This is a genomic window from Streptomyces sp. NPDC006872, assembly GCF_040635845.1.
GTDB lineage: Bacteria > Actinomycetota > Actinomycetes > Streptomycetales > Streptomycetaceae > Streptomyces.
The window spans coordinates 205,562-224,550 of sequence record NZ_JBEYIL010000004.1; the positions used below are offsets into that span (position 1 = coordinate 205,562).

Annotated in this window: 10 protein-coding genes; 4 read left to right on the forward strand and 6 right to left on the reverse strand. The window is 65.9% G+C overall.

Annotated elements, in window-relative coordinates:
• Positions 1-325: 325 nt before the first annotated feature.
• Complete coding sequence (locus tag ABZ725_RS13845) at positions 326-2,296, forward strand: RNaseH domain-containing protein (RefSeq protein ID WP_358802892.1); 1,971 nt, start codon at positions 326-328, stop codon at positions 2,294-2,296.
• A 910-nt stretch (positions 2,297-3,206) separates the two neighbouring features.
• Here ABZ725_RS13845 and ABZ725_RS13850 read toward each other — a convergent pair.
• Both ABZ725_RS13850 and ABZ725_RS13855 read right to left on the reverse strand, forming a co-directional pair.
• Positions 3,207-7,592 (reverse strand): tubulin-like doman-containing protein, encoded by a 4,386-nt coding sequence (locus tag ABZ725_RS13850; protein ID WP_358802893.1) that lies wholly within the window; start codon positions 7,590-7,592, stop codon positions 3,207-3,209.
• 38 nt (positions 7,593-7,630) lie between these two features.
• Complete coding sequence (locus ABZ725_RS13855) at positions 7,631-9,772, reverse strand: vWA domain-containing protein (protein WP_358802894.1); 2,142 nt, start codon at positions 9,770-9,772, stop codon at positions 7,631-7,633.
• Positions 9,773-10,973: 1,201 nt separating this feature from the next.
• Here ABZ725_RS13855 and ABZ725_RS13860 point away from each other — a divergent pair.
• Complete coding sequence (locus ABZ725_RS13860) at positions 10,974-11,369, forward strand: contact-dependent growth inhibition system immunity protein (protein WP_358802895.1); 396 nt, start codon at positions 10,974-10,976, stop codon at positions 11,367-11,369.
• Positions 11,370-11,411: 42 nt separating this feature from the next.
• Here ABZ725_RS13860 and ABZ725_RS13865 read toward each other — a convergent pair whose 3' ends face one another.
• Positions 11,412-12,269 (reverse strand): IS5 family transposase, encoded by an 858-nt coding sequence (locus ABZ725_RS13865; RefSeq protein ID WP_358802896.1) that lies wholly within the window; start codon positions 12,267-12,269, stop codon positions 11,412-11,414.
• A gap of 293 nt (positions 12,270-12,562) precedes the next feature.
• Between ABZ725_RS13865 and ABZ725_RS13870 the strand changes: the two genes are divergently transcribed.
• On the forward strand, positions 12,563-13,417 hold the full coding sequence (locus tag ABZ725_RS13870) for an IS5 family transposase (RefSeq protein WP_358802897.1): 855 nt from the start codon (positions 12,563-12,565) through the stop codon (positions 13,415-13,417).
• A gap of 60 nt (positions 13,418-13,477) precedes the next feature.
• The gene (locus tag ABZ725_RS13875; RefSeq protein ID WP_358802898.1) at positions 13,478-14,362 is read left to right on the forward strand and encodes a hypothetical protein; all 885 of its coding nucleotides are present in this window, start codon (positions 13,478-13,480) and stop codon (positions 14,360-14,362) included.
• A gap of 161 nt (positions 14,363-14,523) precedes the next feature.
• Here the strand turns inward: ABZ725_RS13875 and ABZ725_RS13880 are convergent, their stop codons facing one another.
• The 3 genes from ABZ725_RS13880 to ABZ725_RS13890 all read right to left on the reverse strand — a co-directional run bounded on the left by ABZ725_RS13880 (position 14,524) and on the right by ABZ725_RS13890 (position 18,702).
• A complete protein-coding gene (locus ABZ725_RS13880; protein WP_358802899.1) occupies positions 14,524-16,047 on the reverse strand; it encodes an aldehyde dehydrogenase family protein in 1,524 nt (507 codons plus the stop codon).
• Positions 16,048-16,172: 125 nt separating this feature from the next.
• Positions 16,173-17,447, reverse strand: a complete 1,275-nt coding sequence (locus tag ABZ725_RS13885; RefSeq protein WP_358802900.1) for a GAF domain-containing protein — start codon at positions 17,445-17,447, stop codon at positions 16,173-16,175.
• A 241-nt stretch (positions 17,448-17,688) separates the two neighbouring features.
• Positions 17,689-18,702, reverse strand: a complete 1,014-nt coding sequence (locus ABZ725_RS13890; RefSeq protein ID WP_358802901.1) for an acetamidase/formamidase family protein — start codon at positions 18,700-18,702, stop codon at positions 17,689-17,691.
• Positions 18,703-18,989 lie beyond the last annotated feature (287 nt).

An 18,989-nucleotide genomic window follows, 5' to 3' on the forward strand; every position in this document is an offset into this window, starting at 1 on the left:
AAAAGGGTGGAATCGTCTGCTGCTGAGCCGAGTTGGTCCGCACCTGGTCCGGATCTTGGTCCGTGATCTGTGGTGTTGGCATGCGAGTCCTGCGGTACGACATGGCACATGTCGTAGAAACCGTCCACGGGCGTCCAGTTGGTCCAGGGGGAGCGCGTAAGTCCAGGTCAGAGCCTTGTGGCGTGAGTGCGTCCGCGGGGTTGGTGACCCGCCCGTGATCGCTTGTGACACGTGAGGACCCCCGTCGGCTTGCTCCGGCGGGGGTCCTGCGTAGACGGGACCTGATACGACGATGCTGCGGCGGGGCGTCATTGTGCACTTGGTCATGACGGGAGCCGGTCGCCTCAGCCGGGCGAGCGTTGGCAGCAGCGCCCCCGCCAATGCCCGGCCCAAGCCCAAGGCGGCGGAGAAGGAAGCGGAGGCGCAACGCGAAGCCCGCGCCCGCCGGACCGCACTCGCGGTGGCAGCCAAGATCAACCAGGGGCAGGACCCCGCCGAAGCGATCAAGGGGACGGGAGCCGGGTGCCTCGTCGAAGCCAGATTGCTTTGGCAGAGCCCGTCGTTCCGGGATGCAGCCATAGAGGCCCTCGCCGACGTCCTCGGGCTGGACGGCGACGGAAGCCGCCCAGAGCCAGCCACTGCCGAGGAGGCATACGAGCGGGCCGCACCCGGAAGCCCCGTCACTCTCGAGTGGAAAGCCCCGGAACTCACCCTCCGCCTTCGCTGCCTGCGCACCACCGAGGGAATCACCGACACCCTGGGCATCGACCCCACAGCGCGGCCCAGGGGCAAAGCCCTGGAGGCCGGTATCAACGCCCGGCGGAAAACTGCCGCCGCATTCTTGGCCGACGACGGAGCTGACCCGCTTCACCCCAGCTTCGCCCTCGTGGAGATCGACCGACGCCAGGACTTCGCCCACCGTCTGGATGACCCCAAATACGCGCTCCGGCTGGGCTGCGCGGACGCGGGCGTCCTGACGCAATTCGCGCTCGCCCCCAAGAAGGCCAAGGGCTACAACAGCGAGAAAAACCTCTCCCACCGGGTCCATTCGGGCTGGGAAGACGCTTTACGCCAGTACGGCGTCCGTGTCCTGCCCGAGCACACGCTCGGCGAAGGGATCCCCAAGGACCTGCGCTACGTCGCCACGTACATGGTCAAGCGGCGCAAGGACGGCCCCACCCGACTGCCCCGCCACACCCCGGTGGCCGTCATGGTCACACCGCTGGCACCGGGCAGCGGCCTGGCGGCCGTCACAGGCTGGGACGAGCGGATGGGACGCTGGATTCCCTACCCCCAGTTCCTGCTCGGCCTGGTCAAGACAGCCGAAATCCCGGAGGTCAGCGAACCCACCGAGACCGAGACCACGACGCCCCCGGACACCGAAGCTGCCACCTTCGTACCGCAGCAGCGTTTGAAGTACCGCGTCTGGCAGCAGAACATGGACGAACAGCGCAGGGCGACCGCCCGATACATCCAGAAAATGGTCCGCTCTCTTCGCGGCCGCCCCACCACGTTGCTGACCCATTCGCAGAACAGTCGGCTGCACTGGCCGTGGCTCCAGGACGGCCGAACCGAACGAGACCTGATCAAGACCGGGCACGCGCAGCCGGTGGGACTCGACCCCGATCTCCGGTTGATTCGCGTACGTACGGCAGCAGGGCGGGAGACCCCGCAATGGTGGGGCAACGCCTCTCCCGGAGAAGTGAACGGCCTGCCCCAGGGGCTGTGGATGGAGGACGAAGACGCCGCACGCTCCTCGGGCCGGGTCTTCTACAGCACCACACCCAAAGCGAGCACCTTCCGAGACTCCGCCGTCGAGGCCGACAAAATCGCGCCCCGGCCGCTGCGCCAGGGACCCAACAAGGGCAAACCCACCATCGATACACACATCCCGGCCTGGAACCCCGGGCTAGTGGAGATCGCAGTCCTGGGCTGCCACGCGGATGTCGGCGACTCACCCGAAGCACTCGCTCTGGCGGTGCACCAGCTGCGCCAAGCCCCCGACTACCTGGACGCACTCTCCCTCCCCCTGCCCCTGCATCTGGCGAGCCTCGCCCAGCACTACGTACTGCCGACGGTCGCCGAGGCAGAGTCGGGTGACGCTGAGGAATCCTCCCTGGAGGAGCTGGCCACCGCCGAGGCGGCGGGCAACGTCAATGGGCAGCGCGTAGCGGCGGCGCTGGGCGTGATCGAGGAAGGCACGGACACCGAGCCGGCAGACCTGGACCCGGAATACGCAGAGGATCCCGGCCTCGCGCAAGCACCGGAGGACGAACAGCTCGCCTTGTTCCCCTGAGGGGTGAGGGAGCGCTGGCACCCCCACCGGCTCTGCCGTTGTTCTGCGGCGCGCATTCCATGAACGGCGATCATGCTTCCCTGCGCTGGTGATGCACAGCCGGTCCCCTTCGAAGAGACACCGTCGGTGTCGGCGGGCTCGATCTCCGGCTTGAGGGCGGGAAGCCGGGGACCGGGCCCCGGCAACCGCCGTGATGCCGATGACTTCATGGGCAGCGGATCGGACGAGATACCGCTCTTGCCACGGCGGTGGCCTCCGCGCGACGCCGTTGGTTGTCTCGCCGGGCTGCGTCCTGGAGCGCTGCCTCCGGGACGCGGCCGGTGTAGGTGACGTGCACGGGGCTGTCGGCGGGATGGAGCTGGTAGCGGGCGGCGCCGCTGCTCGGCCACCACTGCGGATCGGACCCGATCGTTGGCACGTTGGTGCGCTGCCCCGTGGTGCAGACAGCCAGGAAGAAGCCGCCCCGGTCGTGAAGTGGCCTGAACAAAGATGTCGGCTTCTGTGCCGTATAACGATCGGCCGGAGTCACATCCAGGATGTGCCAAGGGCTGGGACTGAGCGTGCTCAGTGTTTCTGGGTGGGGGTGATGTGAGGGGCGGGAGGATGGGTGGGTACTGTCCCGGGTCCGAGGTCTGACTCATGATATTTCTGACCGAAGTGTCCCGCTGTCACAGTGTCGGCCGATGGCCGGGGATGGTGCGTTGTCGGTACCGGGCTGGCGGGGCGTGTCCCGATAGGGGCCTGCCGATTGCTGTGGCGTCCTCACGATTCTGACCGTCCGACGCGGCCCGGTACCGGCAACGCGACACGTCATAGGACTGGGAAGGGATCGATCGGTGTGCGCATTGCACGCAAGGGCATTGTCGTCCGCCTCACCACGCAGGACACGGTCTTAGCCGGTCTTAGCCCTCTACAACTTTCCAAGTGCGGGGAGGAAGCCGTAGTAGCTGGAGGGGGCCGACGCTGAGGTCCCGTTGGGTGCGGTGACGGAGACTTCTACCGTGCCTGCCACGTGTGGTGGAGCTTCCACAGCGATCGTGTTGTCGTCGATGACATGGAGATCCCTACCTCCCAGGCCGTCGAAGGTCACGGCGGTGGCGCCGCTAAAGCCTGTGCCGTGGAGGGTTACTGTGGTGCCCCCCTTGATCGGGCCGACAGACGGCTCGATTCGGGAGATTGTCGGTACCGGCAGGTACCGGTACTCGGCTGTGTCCGATCCTCCCAGGCTGCTGACGGCGATGGACACGATGCCGGCGGAGGTGGTCGGTGGAGCGACGGCAATGATCGTCTGGTCGTCCACTCTGGTCACCGCTGCCGCGGGTGTGGCGGCGAAGGTGACCGTGCGCACGCTCCCAAGGTCTGTGCCGCTGATGGTCACATGAGTGCCACCGGTCATGGTGCCCTCATCGGGTGCCAGGTTCGTTACCTGTGGAGCAGGAGGGATGTAGGTGAGAACGCCGGCGAGCGTTCGGACAACGTCAGGGCCGATGAGGGTGGCAGGTACACGGCCCACTTCGTGATCAGGTGCGGTGAAGGTGAGCGTGCTGTCTGAGTGGGTGACGATCTCGGGCGTGGCCCCGTCCGTGTCGATGGCCGAGACTCCTGTCAGACCCGTACCTGTAACGGTCACTTCGGTGCCGCCTGTACTTGGCACAGCCTCGGGAATCATGCTGGTGACACTGGGTTCCCTGAGGAACGTGAAGGTAAGCGGGTTGCTGGTCTGTTCGCCGTCCGTCGCGTTCGCCGTGGCAGGCCCGGGGACGCCCGTGCTCGTCCGGAACCGCATCGTCGTTTCGTCCAGCACAGTTGTCGGGATGGGTTTACCTGCGACGAGTATGACGGTGTCGGCGGTGAAGCCGCTTCCGGTCACCAGGACCTCGGTGCCGCCGATGGCGGGGCCGCTGTTCGGGTGTAGAGACCGCAGTTGCGGGGGTGACTGGCAATAGGTGAAGACGCTGCCGGTTCTGCTGTGGCCGCCCACGTTCGTACCGATCGCTGCGATGGCGGTGCCCCCGTCGCCTGCTGGTGCCCTTGTGGCCGCCTGCCGTCCGGTTGCTGCCGCGGACGCATCTGACGACCCCGACCCGTCAGAGCGCGTGGCGAGTGTTGTCTCGGTGTCTTGGACCACAACGTGGGCACCGACGGTGCCTTCTCCCTCGATGTCGTTCAAGGCCGGCACTTCGGCAGTCTGAGGGGCAGATCCGTCGGTAAGTTGCTGCCAGGGGAAGCCGATACGCACAGCGGCCTCCAGGTGCACTTTCCAGAAGTCCCGCAGGGGGCCCACCCAGTTCTCCGCGTTGCTGTGCCCATCCTGTGACAGGCTCTCAAGGAGCAGCCTCTGCTGAGGCGCTACGTCCCGGATCAGATGCAGGAAGAGCGGAGACGGCTCGGACATGTGTGCATGGGTGCCCATCAGGAGGCTGCACATTTCCTCGGTGATTGAGCCAGCGTCCAGCAGCGTCCAGTCCTCGTACGCACGCATCAACCCCGACCAACTGGAGATGCGGTTGGGGTACTGCTTCAACGGGAGGGTCATGGTGGCTGCGCCGTTAGGTCGCAGCTCGATGCGAAGGCCGTCGGGAGACTTGGGGTCACCTACAGTCTCGACCTGGCCGTTCCACATCGCGGACAGAATGCGGTGCAGGATGTACTGCTGGTCGGCCACTGTGGCGATCGGCCAGTTCCTGTCCCGGTAGCCGGTCCTTTGGCGCCAGGCCAGGAGACTTCCCGGATCCTCGTTATCGCGCGTCTGGGCCCACAACCGCAGCACCTGCCGTGCCTCGGGAACCTCAGTAATACCCATCTCGCTGCGGAACAGAACCACCGTGATGGAATCCGTCGCCGCCGAATGGAACTCGGGGCTGCCTTCGCTGGGTAGCTGCAGCTCCTCCTTCAGGAACTGCTGCGCCAATTCCTGCTCATCGGTCTGCGGGTAGACGATGAGGGTCTTCAGGGGGCCTTCGCCCTCAGGGACGAATCCAGCGGGGAGCAGTCCCGCCAGTTGTGTGCGGAATCGGTCGACGTCCAGCCACTGTCCGCCAGCGACATCTGTCACCTTTTCGCCGTGTGCTGCGCTGGTGAGCAGCGTTCCGAGCGACGGGAGCAATGGGCGGTCCCCGGGTGCGCCGGTAGCGTAGAACAGCTTCTTGACCCGCTGTTCGAAGAGGCGTTTCGCTGAGTTCACAGTCTCTCGAGGGGGCCTGGCGGTGACGTGCTCCCACCGGTCATCGACGAGCATCCGCTCGAGCAGCCTGGCCACGCCCTTCTCGGCCGGGAGCCCTTCCTCCTGGAGCAGTCTGCCCTTGAGATCCTCGTAGAAGGCGTCGAAGGACCCCCGTGGGGGAAGGAGGTAGGCCACGCCGGTGCGGTCGTCTCGATACAGCTCGGTCTGCCTGTCCTGGAGGGTCCTCGAGCCTTCGTCGATGTACGCACTGAATGCCCGGACGAGCTCGTCCACATCGGACTTCGCCCGTTCTAGTGCCGCCTTCCATACGGTGGTGTGCTCTCTCCAGTGTTTGTGCCAAAGAGAGCGGCCTCTCCACGTGTACCACTTGTCTTGGTGCTCTACGGCAGGGGAGACTTCCGGATCCGTCCAGTGAACCTGGACGAGCCCGCCGTAGCGCCTCCTGACCTGGGGGACATTGGGCGGGGACTCGACGTCCCACTCTGCGCCGTCGGCTTGCTTCGGCTTCTCTGGAGTGTCTGCCCTGTTGGCGAGCAGCCCTTCGAATCCAGCAGCGGATACGCGATCCGAGTGACCCGCGATTCCGGTAACAACTCGCTGTGCGCGGAAGGGGTCGACCTTCTTGAGCAGCTCCTGCACGCCCTTCCTGGGGTTGAATCCTTCGGCTAGGGTCGTCACTTGCTGGTCGAGCTCACTGTCCATGCTCGAGAGTTGATCATTCATGGTGTCGAGACGGTCTCTGAGAGCCTGAATGATCGGATTCTTGCCCTTAGGGAGCGGATAGGGCTGTGGTGGGTCCAACACCTGGCGTTCCCACAGGTCTTTGATCCCTGAGTCGACGAACAAGCCCCGCACCAAGGCCGAGTTTTCCTCGCCTCTGCGGCTTTCGCTGCCGGTGAGGTCCTCGATCGCCTCACACAGCAGCCGGCCTGCGATGAGCTCTGCAAGCTCGTCTGTCGGGACCGTCATCGAAGCCGCCAGGCTGGTTGATACACCCCTCCGCCCGATTCCAGATGCGGCACGAGCAGCGCGATGTATCCCCCTGTTGACGAAACTGGCGGCGAATGATGGCGATTCGTCATCGGCTCCGCCAGATCCGGTCTTCTCTCCAACAGTTTCTGTACCTATGAGCGACAGCACCATGGCAACAATGGACCGCCTCAGGTCGTCCGGTCGAATTCCTGCAGTTCGGGTGAAAAGGAACGCGGTCTGCAGCGTTGAGGGCCGGAGATGCAGGCGTCCCATTTCTGGGTACTTGACGCTTAGTGTTCCTCGTCGGCCAGCGTCTGTGATATCGGGCTCGACAGTGGGCACGTTCTGCTCATCGACCAGATGGAACAAGTCAACCACCGCACGGGCGGCGTTAAGTTCCGCCTCCCGCCCGCCTCCAGATGCCGGAGGAAATGCAGACGGCATGATGACTAGCGGGTAGATGCTGACTCCTGGGAATCTTGCTGTGTCGAATGCCTGCCGGATCAAGTGCATGTAGTCGTAGAAGAGACCAGTTCCCGTTCCGCCTGCCAAGGAGAAGGCAACGAAAACATCGCAGCCTCGCAGTTGGCGACCGCCAAGCTCACGCAAGTCGGCTATGGAGCGACTAATTCCGTCGACAGCCTCACGAATGGGGGCCAGGACCGGTTCAGGCCCGCTTCGCAGGGTGGAGAAAAGAGCCGCGCGAGCCACACTCGGTAGCTGGCCGGCACCGTGGTAGAGCGGTGCAACCCGCGGCTCATGCTCGCTCGGAGGGAGCCATTCCTGCACATCGTCATGAAGGGCCACCCGCAGCATGCGCGTAAGGTCGGGCGAACTATCGTATGGAGGAAGCAGTCCTGGGGTGGCGTGGGCTGTGTGGCCGTAGGCCGTTCTCAGCGAGCGATCCACCCGCCGGTGCGGGAGCCTGTTGAGCTCGGCCTCGTTGAAGTCGGCATACACGAACTGTAGGCACTCGGGAAGCTGGAATCGCGATCGACCGCTCCCATTCACCAGCCTCACGCCATCAGGGCCGCACAGCTCCTCCCTCAACCTCTGCTCGAGTTCAGCGCCGATGAGGCAACCGGTGCCCCCCAGCCCTACGAACAGCATCGGCTGATGGATGTTCATCGTCGTTTCCATCCCCGTCTGCTCCCATCCGACTCGCCGGGTGCCTCACCCTAGAAATGATCATCCTTTCCGCTTGTTGGGCCATTGGTTTTATTTCCTGGGCCAGCGGGTCGAATCGACGACCGATAGGACGGCACTATGCTCCTATTGTTGCCGATATCATATGGCTGGCCGTCATGAACTTCTTGCTTTTCTCCGCTCAAAAAGCTTTTGATCTTAAGTCGACCCTTGGGTATCCAGCGGTGAATCTGATAGGACTCTTTGCTGCTGCGGCCAGGCTTCACTTCGTTCCCGGCGACGGTGAAGGGGTAAGGACCCTTCTGGCCGGTCTGCACTGGCTGAGATTTAGATAGCACTTCCCCCTTGTCTTTGGCGTAGAGTGTTAGCTGCAGCCCTGCCGGGTTTAGCCACCTGCGGTAGCGATCCCATGAGAATAGAAGAAGCAGTATCCCAGCCATGCATAGAGTGGCTATGAGCGCCCACGGGGGCGAGGGAGTCCCCGTCACTTCCGTTCCGACGAATACTGTTGCGAGTTGCTTGTTCCCGTCTGTGCTGTCGATGACGATTACACGCCCGCCAACCATCTGATCCTCGGGTGCTCTGTCGCTGACAGAGATCCCGAATTTATGCAATTCCTGCGAACTGCCAGCCGGCACAGACACGATCACGGGGCTGATCCGAGCGGGGACGGCTTTGTTCGAGTCCCGCAGCATGAGGCGAAGCTCATGCGGCTTGCTGTCAATGTTCGTGGTCTGCACGGTTCCGAAAACAGTTCCGCCCGGTTGGACCGTCTGCTGGTCGAGCACCCCGGTAGCTGCTACGAGTGGCTTTTCTATGGGGCCTACTTCTATGTCGACTGGCCGGGAATCACCAGTGATACCCGGAGCGGTGACTGTGATCGTGACAGCCAGCTTCCCGCGGGCGCTGCTTGGTATTTCCAAGTAACCGCTAAACTGGCCATCGCCAGACTCGCTGTCCGGTTCCCGGCCCGTATCCTCCAACTGGGCATTTGTTGGTTGGATGCTCTGTCCGGTGAGCCGGACACCGACTCGTCCACCGTACGCCTGTGGAAGGTCGGTGACGGGCACTCCTTGCTGATTTTGAAGCTGCACGCTTACCGGGATTTTCTCACCATTCTCCGCCTCCCTCTGTACGTCGACATAGGAATTGACGACACCTTGCCAGATCGCCCCGATGGTGGCTGTTTGGTCCCTGTGGCCAGGAGGTGCGTCGATATGTGCGGTCCAGTCACCCGGCGCGGACTGGCGGACCTGCAACCCCTCCACCGTGTTCTGAAGTCCGCTGACTTGATTGCGGGATACCTTCGTTCCCTGCGGATCGGAGTAATTCACAGTGACCATGGGATCGTGCTTGATCACTATGATCGCCGCGCTCGTGGCGATGGAGGGCAGCGTGACATGCAGGTCACTGGATGGTCGCCTACTCGTTCCCTCGGTCAGATGAGCGCATCGGGCGCCGGCAAATGTTTGGAGGAGTGCAGTGTCGACGTCGGCAGAACTATTGACGGTGCGAGCGTGGGGGGTGGCCTCTGGCAGGCCAGCGCACGCGTTCTGGTACCCGCCACTTGCCATAGCATTGAGAGCTGCTTTCTCCACGCCTTTTCCGAATCCTAGTGGCCAGACTTGCACCCCTGCCGACCTCGCTTGTTGCAGGGCGCCAGCCAGGGCTTTCTCACCGTTGGCCTGTCGCCTAGGAGGATCCGGACCGTACGCCGGGTCGTCGCGAACGTCGAGCTTCCCATCGGTGAGTAGGAAAATGGTCTTAGGGGTCCCAGGCGATGAATCCGCGGCGAGCCGGTTAGATGCCTGACGGATTGCGGAAGGAAAATCGGTTCCTGCGCCGATCTTCTCTCGGTTGAGACTCTTAACGCAGTCTCCCAGACGTTGTCTGCCAGCGGCGTCAAGTCTGGTCAAGGGACAGACTTCATCCACCGCTGCGTTACCAGAGTCGTCAGCTCCTCCGAATACGAGGACCATGCCACGGGAGCCAGTTGATATTTCACCTTGGGCAAGAAGGGCGGTTGCTTCTTTCTCCTCCTGTAGAGCGTCGGCCGGCACGCTAGGCGAGGCGTCAACGACAACAGCGAAATCAATGGGATCAGTACCGTTCCCGGAATTTTCCATGGGGCTGGCGGATGGTGCACCGGCAAGGAAGATGGCAAGGGCGAACACGCCACCCACCGCTGCGGTAAAAATTTGAATCCGCAACCGAGCCCACGAACACCGTCGCGGTCCTGTCCTCCGGTGACGCAGCCATCCGAAGGCGAACATGGATGAGGCGTTTCCGTTCGGAGACATAGCACTCTGTCCGGTCTGGGACGTAAGGATCCGGAAGGCAGCTCTACGGCTTGGCGTGCCAGTTGGCTAGTGGCCTCGACTGGTTGGTTCCGTCGTTCTCAGTTCAGCACGGTGTGAGGGTTCGGGCAAATGGGGGAGTCTCCCCAGAATATGGGTCCGGGGGATACACACTCTGAGGCAAATGATTTTTATCCTGACGGGGGTCAGGGCGTGCGATGGGCACACGGCGAACACGTCTACGACGTTCTCGGCATCCAATCGCGACACAGGGACGCCAGCGCACGACGGAGCTGAGTCCGTCCCGGGAGCCCCTGCCTACTGACCGGTGGTCGGTTTTCGGGTTCAGTCCGCTGCGGTGCGTTGCCTTGGAGATCGGCCCGGCCCCTCCCAGCGAAGAGCGACGCGCACAGCGAGGACGCCTTGGGCTGAGAGACCGACCAGCATGCACCGCTACATCGCCGAGCACGACTGGCTCACCGTCTACCAGTTATCCCCCTACGCGCCCGACCACCTCGCTGCTCGGCAGTGACAGGTGCTGAGGCTGCCCCTGCAGGGCTGTCAGTGGCGGACTTACCGTGGGGCCGCCCCCGTCGCCTCGTCGAGGCCGACGGGCCAGGGCGCTGAGACGTTCGGGTCTCTGCAGAATTAGACCGACGCCCGCCGCACGGTGAGGCGGCGCGGTCCGGCAAGCAATACGACACTGGTTGGCCCTGACGGTGGCCGCCGCTCAGTGCGCGGCGCAACAGCAGAACGAGCCGCGGCACGTGTAGCAACGTGGACGCCCGACGCACCGGCACGACTGCCCGCAGTTCACGGACTCGGTGTGCAACTTCACCTCGTCCGGGTTGCCCGGGTCGTACGCAGCGCGGCAGTCCCGGCAGGCAACCCGCCCAGGCTGGAGGTCTTCAGCACCTGACTTCGGGGGCGGCTCCGCGGCCGACGACGCCTTGAGGTCCCGCCCCGCGTGCGGGTCCTCGTCCTCGAAGAGCCGAAACACCACCACGTCGCTCCACTGGTCGGACATGGCCGCATCCTCTCAGACCGCGTTTGAGATCTGACATGGGACGATCGGTCGGTGACTCAACTCGTGAACCGTGACCTCTCCCTTGAGGAGCTTGAGCGCGACCGTTGGTCGGTCCCGTTGGGCGGTGAAACCCGGCTGATGGCGACCGTGCGCCAGCTTCGGCGCAAGCCGATCGGCGGCCTGACGGTTGAGGACATGCGGCTATTGATCAGGCAAGACGTGGGCCTTGCCTATCTCCTGCCCCTGGCGGTGGAGGCCCTCCGGATCGACCCAATGGCGGAAGGCGACATGTGCGAGGGTGATCTGCTGGCCGCCGTGCTCACCAGAAGTGCGGAGGTCTGGAGCGAGTCCCCCGAACTCGAGCGGGATGTCCGCCTGATCGTCTCGGAGTTGGCCGACGTGCCGCCTACCCTGAAACGTGAGGTTGAGAGGTTTCTGGCTCTGTAGCTCGCCGACAGCAGCTACCGCGGCGAGGAGCCGGCAGGTTGTCTACGAGGAGTGCCGCACGAGCGGTCGTGGGCCGGGACGCATCGCAGCACGGCCCCGAGTGAGCCGGCGGACCATGACGCCGATCATGGCCCATCGAATCATCGTCTCGGCGTGGGCCGGACTGGTCTCGTAGTCCCGGGCCAGGCGCCGGTGGGCGGTGAGCCACGAGAATGTAGGCTCTACCGGCCACCGCTTGGGCTGGACCTGGAAGCTACACTGGTCAGGGTCCTTGCGGACGATCTTCAGGTCGCGGCCGAGGACCTGTGCGGCCCACTCGACCAGGCGGCCGGCGAAGCCCTGGTCCGCCCAGACCTTCTGAACACTCGGGTGGTCGAGCCGAGTCCACAGCAGGGGGCGTCGAGCGCCGTCGCGGTCCTGTGTGTTCGCCGCGACGACGTGGACGGCCAGGAGCAGGCCAAGTGTGTCGGTGACGATGAACCTCTTGCGGCCCTTGACCTTCTTGCCCGCGTCGAATCCCCTGGTGGAGGCCGGAACGGTATCGGCGGTGCGGACGGATTGCGAGTCGATCAGGCCCCCGCTTGGCTCTGCTCTGCGGCCGTCGGCTTCACGGACCTTGCCACGCAAGGCGTCGTGGATGCGCTCGACGGTGCCGTCGTCGTGCCACCACGTGAAGTACCAGTACACCGTCGGCCATGGCGCGAAGTCCCTCGGCAGTTGCCGCCAGGCGCATCCGGTCCGTACGACGTAGAAGATCGCGTCCACGATCCGCCGCCGCGGGTGCTTCTCCCGTCGTCCGCCCTTCGGACCCACCCGCGCCGATGGCAGCAACGGCTCAACCAACGCCCACTGCCCGTCGGTCAGATCCGACGGATACCCACCCCCAGAACAACCACTCACGCAGGGCTCAACGACCGTCTCGGCACCGAGGCACGGCAGATCTCAAACACGGTCTCAGAGGTCGTTTTCACCTATCTCGTTCATAAATGGCCTGTTTCTAGTCGTGCAGGGGTGCGGTGCGGAAGAGGTACCCGTTGCGGTTGGGTCATGTGGGTCGGGTGGTGTGTCGTGTGGGGTGGGATATGGCTGGTGACTGTTTCATCCCAGGAAGCCTGGTCTTCGAAGCCCTGCGTGCTTCTGCCGGCGTTGCTGTGCGCCTGGGCGCACTCGGTCCGCGTCGGTACATCGCGAGCATGCCGAAGCGCTGCCCGTATCCGAGTGATCTGTCCGATGCTCGCTGGGATTTGATCGAGCCGGTACTGGCGGCCTGGCGCTTCGAGCGCCGCAGCAGGGCCCTGGACTTCGGCCGGCCGCCCGAGCATGACCTGCGCGACATCATGGACGCGATCTTGTACGTGGACCGGACCGGCGTTCAGCGGCGCTACCTCCCGCACGATTTTCCACACTGGAACACGGTCTACGGCTACTTCGCCAAGTGGGCGGACGAGGGAGTGTTCGCGCAGCTCAACGGCTTGCTCCGGCAGCTCCTGCGGGAGAAGGAGGGGCGGGATGCCGAACCGTCGGCCTGTGTGATCGACGCCCAGAGCGTCAAGACTTCCACCAGCGTCCCCGCCGCCGGCCAGGGCATCGACGCCGGGAAAAAGATCGTGGGCAGGAAGCGGAGCATCGTCACCGACATCATCGGGCTTCTGGTTGCCGTGCTGGTCACAGCGGCGAGCGTGCAGGACTCCGTCGCCGGCGCCAGACTCCTGGACCATGTCGCGGCCGAACACCCCGGCATCCGCAAGGTGTGGGTCGACGGCGGCTACCGTCAGCACCTCGTCGAGCACGCGGCCACCCTCGGCATTGACATGGAAATCACTCAACGCAAGCCCGGGACCAGGGGATTCACCCCGATCCCGAAACGCTGGGCGGTCGAGCGGACCTACGGCTGGCTCATGCTCAACCGCCGGCTAGCCCGCGACTACGAGACCCTGTCCGTCCGCTCCGAAGCCATGATCCACATCGCCATGACCAACCTCATGGCCCGCCGCCTCACCAGCGAGAACACCATCTCCTGGCGCGACCCGGCAATGCAGACCAAATAGCAGATTCCGGGATGAAACAACGGGAGAAAACGACCTCTCAGTGCTCTCACGGAAGCCGATGTGCTGCGACGGGCACTGGACGCCCTGTGCCTCAAGCCGGACGGCAAGGAGGCTGCTGCCAAGACGGCACGGCGCAAGCGGGCTGCGTTCAACGAAGTCCTCAACATCGCTGTGGAGAAGGGTTACTTCACGGAGAATCCCTTCAACGGGCTCAGGTGGAACGCTCCAGCGGTCAACGAGGAAGTGGACCCGGCTGCCGTTCCCAATCCCGCCCAGGTCGCCCGGCTGCTCACGGCGGTTTCCCGGCAGCGCGGGCGCGGCCCTCACCTGGAGGCGTTCTTCGCCTGCATGTACTACGCGGCGATGCGGCCTGCGGAGGTCATTCATCTCCGGCTCGAACAGTGTCATCTGCCCGACTCCGGATGGGGGATGCTCAACCTGTCGGGTGGCGTCGTCACAGCAGGCAAAGAGTGGACGGACGGCGGTTCGGTGCACGAGGTGCACTCCCTCAAGCGCCGCGCGGCTACCGCGACCCAGCCTGTGCCCATCCCGCCGCAGTTCGTACGCATGCTCCGCGCACACATTGAACGCTTCGGCGTGGCGCCGGACGGCCGACTGTTCCGGAACGAGGCCGGCAACTATGTGGACGCAGCTGCATATGGCACAACGTGGGCGCGGGCACGGAAGTACGTCCTGACCCGTACAGAACTCGCCTCCAAGCTGGCCAAGCGGCCCTACGATCTCCGGCACGCCGGGATCTCGTTCTGGCTGTACTCCGGTGTGGACCCCGCCGAGTGCGCTCGTCGCGCGGGCCAGAGCATTGAGGTCCTCTTCCGCCACTACGCCAAGTTCCTGGACGGCGTCCGAGAGCAGGCCAACCGCCTCATCGAACAGTCCATGCAGGAGTGGGACCGTGTCAGCCAGGGCGCGGAGTCTGAAGGGTGAGTCGGGGTTTGGTCCGTGACTGGTCCGGAAGTACTGGTCAGGATCGGGACAGCGGTGGGAGGAACTGGGAGTTATGACGTAAGTCGGTCCCTGCTCCGGGCGGGCCGAGAGGAAGGCGCCTGGCGGGCAAAAGCCCAGGCCAGGCGCCTTTTCTCGTGCCTCTAGAAGAAGCCCAGCTTCTTCGGCGAATACGACACCAGCAGGTTCTTCGTCTGCTGGTAGTGCTCCAGCATCATCTTGTGCGTCTCGCGTCCGATCCCGGACTGCTTGTAGCCGCCGAAGGCGGCGTGCGCCGGGTACGCGTGGTAGCAGTTCGTCCACACGCGGCCCGCCTGGATCGCCCGGCCCGCGCGGTACGCCGTGTTGATGTCCCGCGTCCACACCCCGGCCCCGAGACCGTACGCCGTGTCGTTGGCGATCTTGATGGCGTCGTCGAAGTCGTCGAACGAGGCCACCGAGACGACCGGACCGAAGATCTCCTCCTGGAAGATCCGCATACGGTTGTCACCCTCGAAGATCGTCGGCTGGACGTAGTACCCGCCCTTCAACTCCCCGTCGTACTCGGCGCGTTCGCCGCCCGTGAGGATCCTGGCGCCTTCGTTCCGGCCGATGTCGATGTAGGAGAGGATCTTCGTGAGCTGCTCGCCGGACGCCTGCGCGCCGATCATCGTGTCCGTGTCGAGGGGGTGGCCGGGCTTGATGAGCTCGGTGCGTGCGACGGCCGCCTGGAGGAAGTCCCCGTAGTTGCCGCGCTGGATCAGACCACGCGACGGGCAGGTGCACACCTCGCCCTGGTTCAGCGCGAACATGGTGAAGCCCTCGAGGGCCTTGTCACGCAGGTCGTCGTCCTTGTCCCACACGTCGTCGAAGAAGATGTTCGGCGACTTGCCGCCCAGTTCCAGCGTGACGGGCTTCAGGTTCTCGGCCGCGTACTGCATGATCAGCCGGCCCGTGGACGTCTCGCCCGTGAACGCCACCTTCGCCACCCGCGCACTGGACGCGAGCGGCTTGCCCGCCTCCTCGCCGAAGCCGTTGACGATGTTCACCACGCCCGGCGGCAGCAGGTCCGCGACCAGGCTCATCCAGTAGTGCAGCGAGACCGGGGTCTGCTCGGCGGGCTTGATGACCACCGCGTTGCCCGCGGCCAGGGCCGGCGCGAGCTTCCACGTGGCCATCAGGATCGGGAAGTTCCACGGGATGATCTGCGCGACGACACCGAGCGGCTCGTGGAAGTGGTAGGCGACGGTGTCGTCGTCGACCTCGCTGAGCGCGCCCTCCTGGGCGCGGACCGCGCCGGCGAAGTAGCGGAAGTGGTCGATGGCCAGCGGGATGTCCGCGGCCAGCGTCTCCCGCACCGGCTTGCCGTTCTCCCAACTCTCCGCGACCGCCAGAGGCTCCAGGTACGCCTCCATCCGGTCGGCGATCTTCAGCAGGATGTCGGAGCGTTCGGTCGCCGAGGTGCGGCCCCAGCTCGGCGCGGCCGCGTGCGCCGCGTCGAGCGCCCGCTCCACGTCCTCCGCCGTACCGCGCGCCACCTCGGTGAACGTCTCCCCGTTCACCGGAGACGGGTTCTCGAAGTACTGCCCGCGAGCCGGAGGCACGTACTCGCCGCCGATGTAGTGGTCGTAGCGCGCCTGGTAGGAGACGATCGCGCCCTCGGTTCCGGGCGCCGTGTAACGGGTCATCCTGCTCTGCCTCCCTCAGCAGCGCTGCCCGCCGTTGGGCAGCTCTCCGCGGGAGGCTAGGGAAGCGGACGTTGCAGGTACGTTGCAGCGCTGGTCGGACCCGCCGGCTGACGGGTCGCCCACCACTACGGGTGCGGGTGTGGCCATCCGGCCGGCGCCGCCAGCTCCGACTCCAGCGATGTGAGCCGCGCCCGTGTCGCGGCCGTCGGGCGGGCAGCCGCGAGCGCCCGCCACACCTCGACGTCGTCCTCGCCCCATGACGAGTGGGCCCAGTCCGCCAGCAGATCGGGGTCGCCGCAGGCGATGAGCGCGGCGCGCAGGCCGTCGGCGAGACGGCTCCTGAGCCGCACCACCGCGGGCGCCTGGGACGCCGGCAGCGGCGGCCCGGTGTACGCGCTCACGGCCGCCGTCACCGCGCCGGCCGCCAGCCGGCGCTCGACGACGGCCACGTCCGACTCGAATCCGACGGTGAGCCGGTAGGGACGCGAGGCCAGCAGCCCCGGACCGAGCACCCCGCGCAGCCGCGCGAGTTCGGCCCGCAGCGTCACCGGGGGCACCGACTCGTCCTCGTACAGCGCGCACAGCAGCTCTTCACCCGTCAGACCCTCGGGGTGACGGGCCAGCAGCACGAGTATCTCGCTGTGCCGACGGCTCAGCCTGATTCGCCGACCGCCGGTGACCAGGCACGCCTCGTCCCGGCCGAGCACGGTCAGCCGCGGTGTCTCGGCGGCGGGCCGCTCCGGGGCGAGCAGGGCCAGATGCGCCTCCGCGGCCCGCGCGACCGCCTGCACGAACCCCAGGCTGTGCGGATGCGCCAGTCCGTTCCCGCCCGTGATGTCCACGGCGCCCAGCACCCGCCCGGTTCGCGGATCGTGCACCGGGGCGGCCGCGCACGTCCATGGCTGAACCCGCCGGATGAAGTGCTCGGCCGCGAACACCTGCACCGGCCGGTCCAGGGCGACCGCCGTGCCCGGAGCGTTCGTCCCCACCGCGTTCTCCGCCCACCGCGCACCCGGAACGAAGTTCATCCGCCCCGCCTGCCGGCGCGTCGCCGCGTGACCCTCGACCCACAGGAGCCTGCCGCGCGCGTCGCACACCGCCAGCAGATGCTCCCCGTCCGCGGCGAACGTGCCCATCAGCTCGCGGAACAGGGGCATCACCCGCGCCAGCGGATGCTCGGAGCGGTAGGCGCCGAGCTCGCCGTCGGTCAGCTCCACGTTCGCGGTGCCGTCGGGGCCGACGCCGGCCCGCGCGGAACGCCGCCACGAGTCGGCCACGACGGCACGCACCGGCCGCGGCACGGTGCCCGCCTCGGTGAACGTCTCGTGCGCCCGTCGCAGGATCCGTACACGCTCGGCGGGGTCGGCCCCCGGTTCCAGGGCCACCCAGGGATCGGTCAACTCGTCCTCCCGGAAGGCGAAACGGCTGGGGTACGGCTTGGGGTCAGGCTTGGCGTACGGCTCGGGGTACGGCTTGAGGTACGGCTCGGGGTACGGCTGGGGACATCGTCACTCCGGGTGCGCGGGCCGACAACCGTTTGGACGATGGTCACCCGAAAGACGAGCATCCGGTTTCGATCCGGATCGGATCGGACGGAGTCGACGAGCCTCGGGTACCGGTACCGGTACCGCTCCGGTCGACTCAGCCGCGCAACGCCGCCGCCGTCTCGCGCAACCGCGCGTGCACGCCCCGGTGGGTCTCGCGGGCGGGCAGCCATTCCTTGCGGAGTTTGGCCACGCACGTGTAGTTCGTGTCGCACACATTGGCCAACGGCGACTCCACGGTCTGGGTCGCGAACTGGTACGCGTCCAACTCGCCGAACCCGTAGTCCCGCACCAGCCACTGGACCAGGTCGAGCTGGGATATGCGGAACGCGTCCTCGAGGGGCCGGGCCGAACCGGTCGAGACGATGTGCGTGTCCGACTCGATGCGCGGCCAGGGCGTGGCCAGTCCCTTGAGCAGTTCGACGATCACCACCGTGTTCATGGCGCACTCCACGGCGACCCCACAGGTCTCCCCCTCCCCCTGCCGGGCATGCCCGTCGCCCAGGCTCAGCAGCGCCCCCTCGACGTTCACCCCCAGGTAGCAGGTCACCCCGGCCCGCATCTCGGGCGTGTCCATGTTCCCGCCGTGCGCGTCGGGCACCAGCGCCGAGCGCACCTCCAGGTTGGCCGGCGCCACTCCCACCGTGCCGTGCATCGGGTCGAGGGGCAGTTCGATCTCGAACTCGCTGTCCTGCGCCCGGAACAGCGCCGTACGCCGGGTGAGGTCCAGCGGCCAGATCCACACCCGCTCCGGGAGCGGGGGCTGCAGTGTGGCAGTGGTGTGCGTGGAGGTCAGTGCGCCGAAGAGGGGGACCGTGGTCGAGGCGGCCCAGTCGCGGGCCGGTTCGATCGACACGAAGTGCACGGCGACCGTGTCGCCCGGTTCGGCTCCCTCGATGTGGAAGGGACCTGTCTGCGGGTTGAGGAAGGGGAACTCGCATACCTCGGACACCAGGTCCTTCTCGGACCGCACCCGCCCGGCGAAGCAGTCCTCCGTGTACAGGTCCAGGATGGTGCCCGGGGCGATGCGGGCCACCGGCGGCGCACCGCCGAACGTCCAGGCGTACTCGCCCTGCTTCGGACGCACAGTCAGGATTCGAGGGTCGCTCATCGCTGTAGGGCTCCGTTCTGTGGAAGGCCGGCGGATGCGCTGGAGGACGTGCACGAGCGCTCGCACGGATCACGTTACGGTGCCTGCCGGTCGGGCAGTGGGAACGCCTGAGATCGGTGGACGAGCATGCGCTTGTGGACAACTCGCCCACTCGAACGGGGAGTTCCGCCAGCGCCAGTACGCGTTGCGAACTGCCGCTGCCGCTGCCGCTGCCGCTGCCGCTGCCGCTGCCGCTGCCGCTGCCGCTGCCGCTGCCGCTGCCGCTGCCGCTGCCGCTGCCGCTGCCG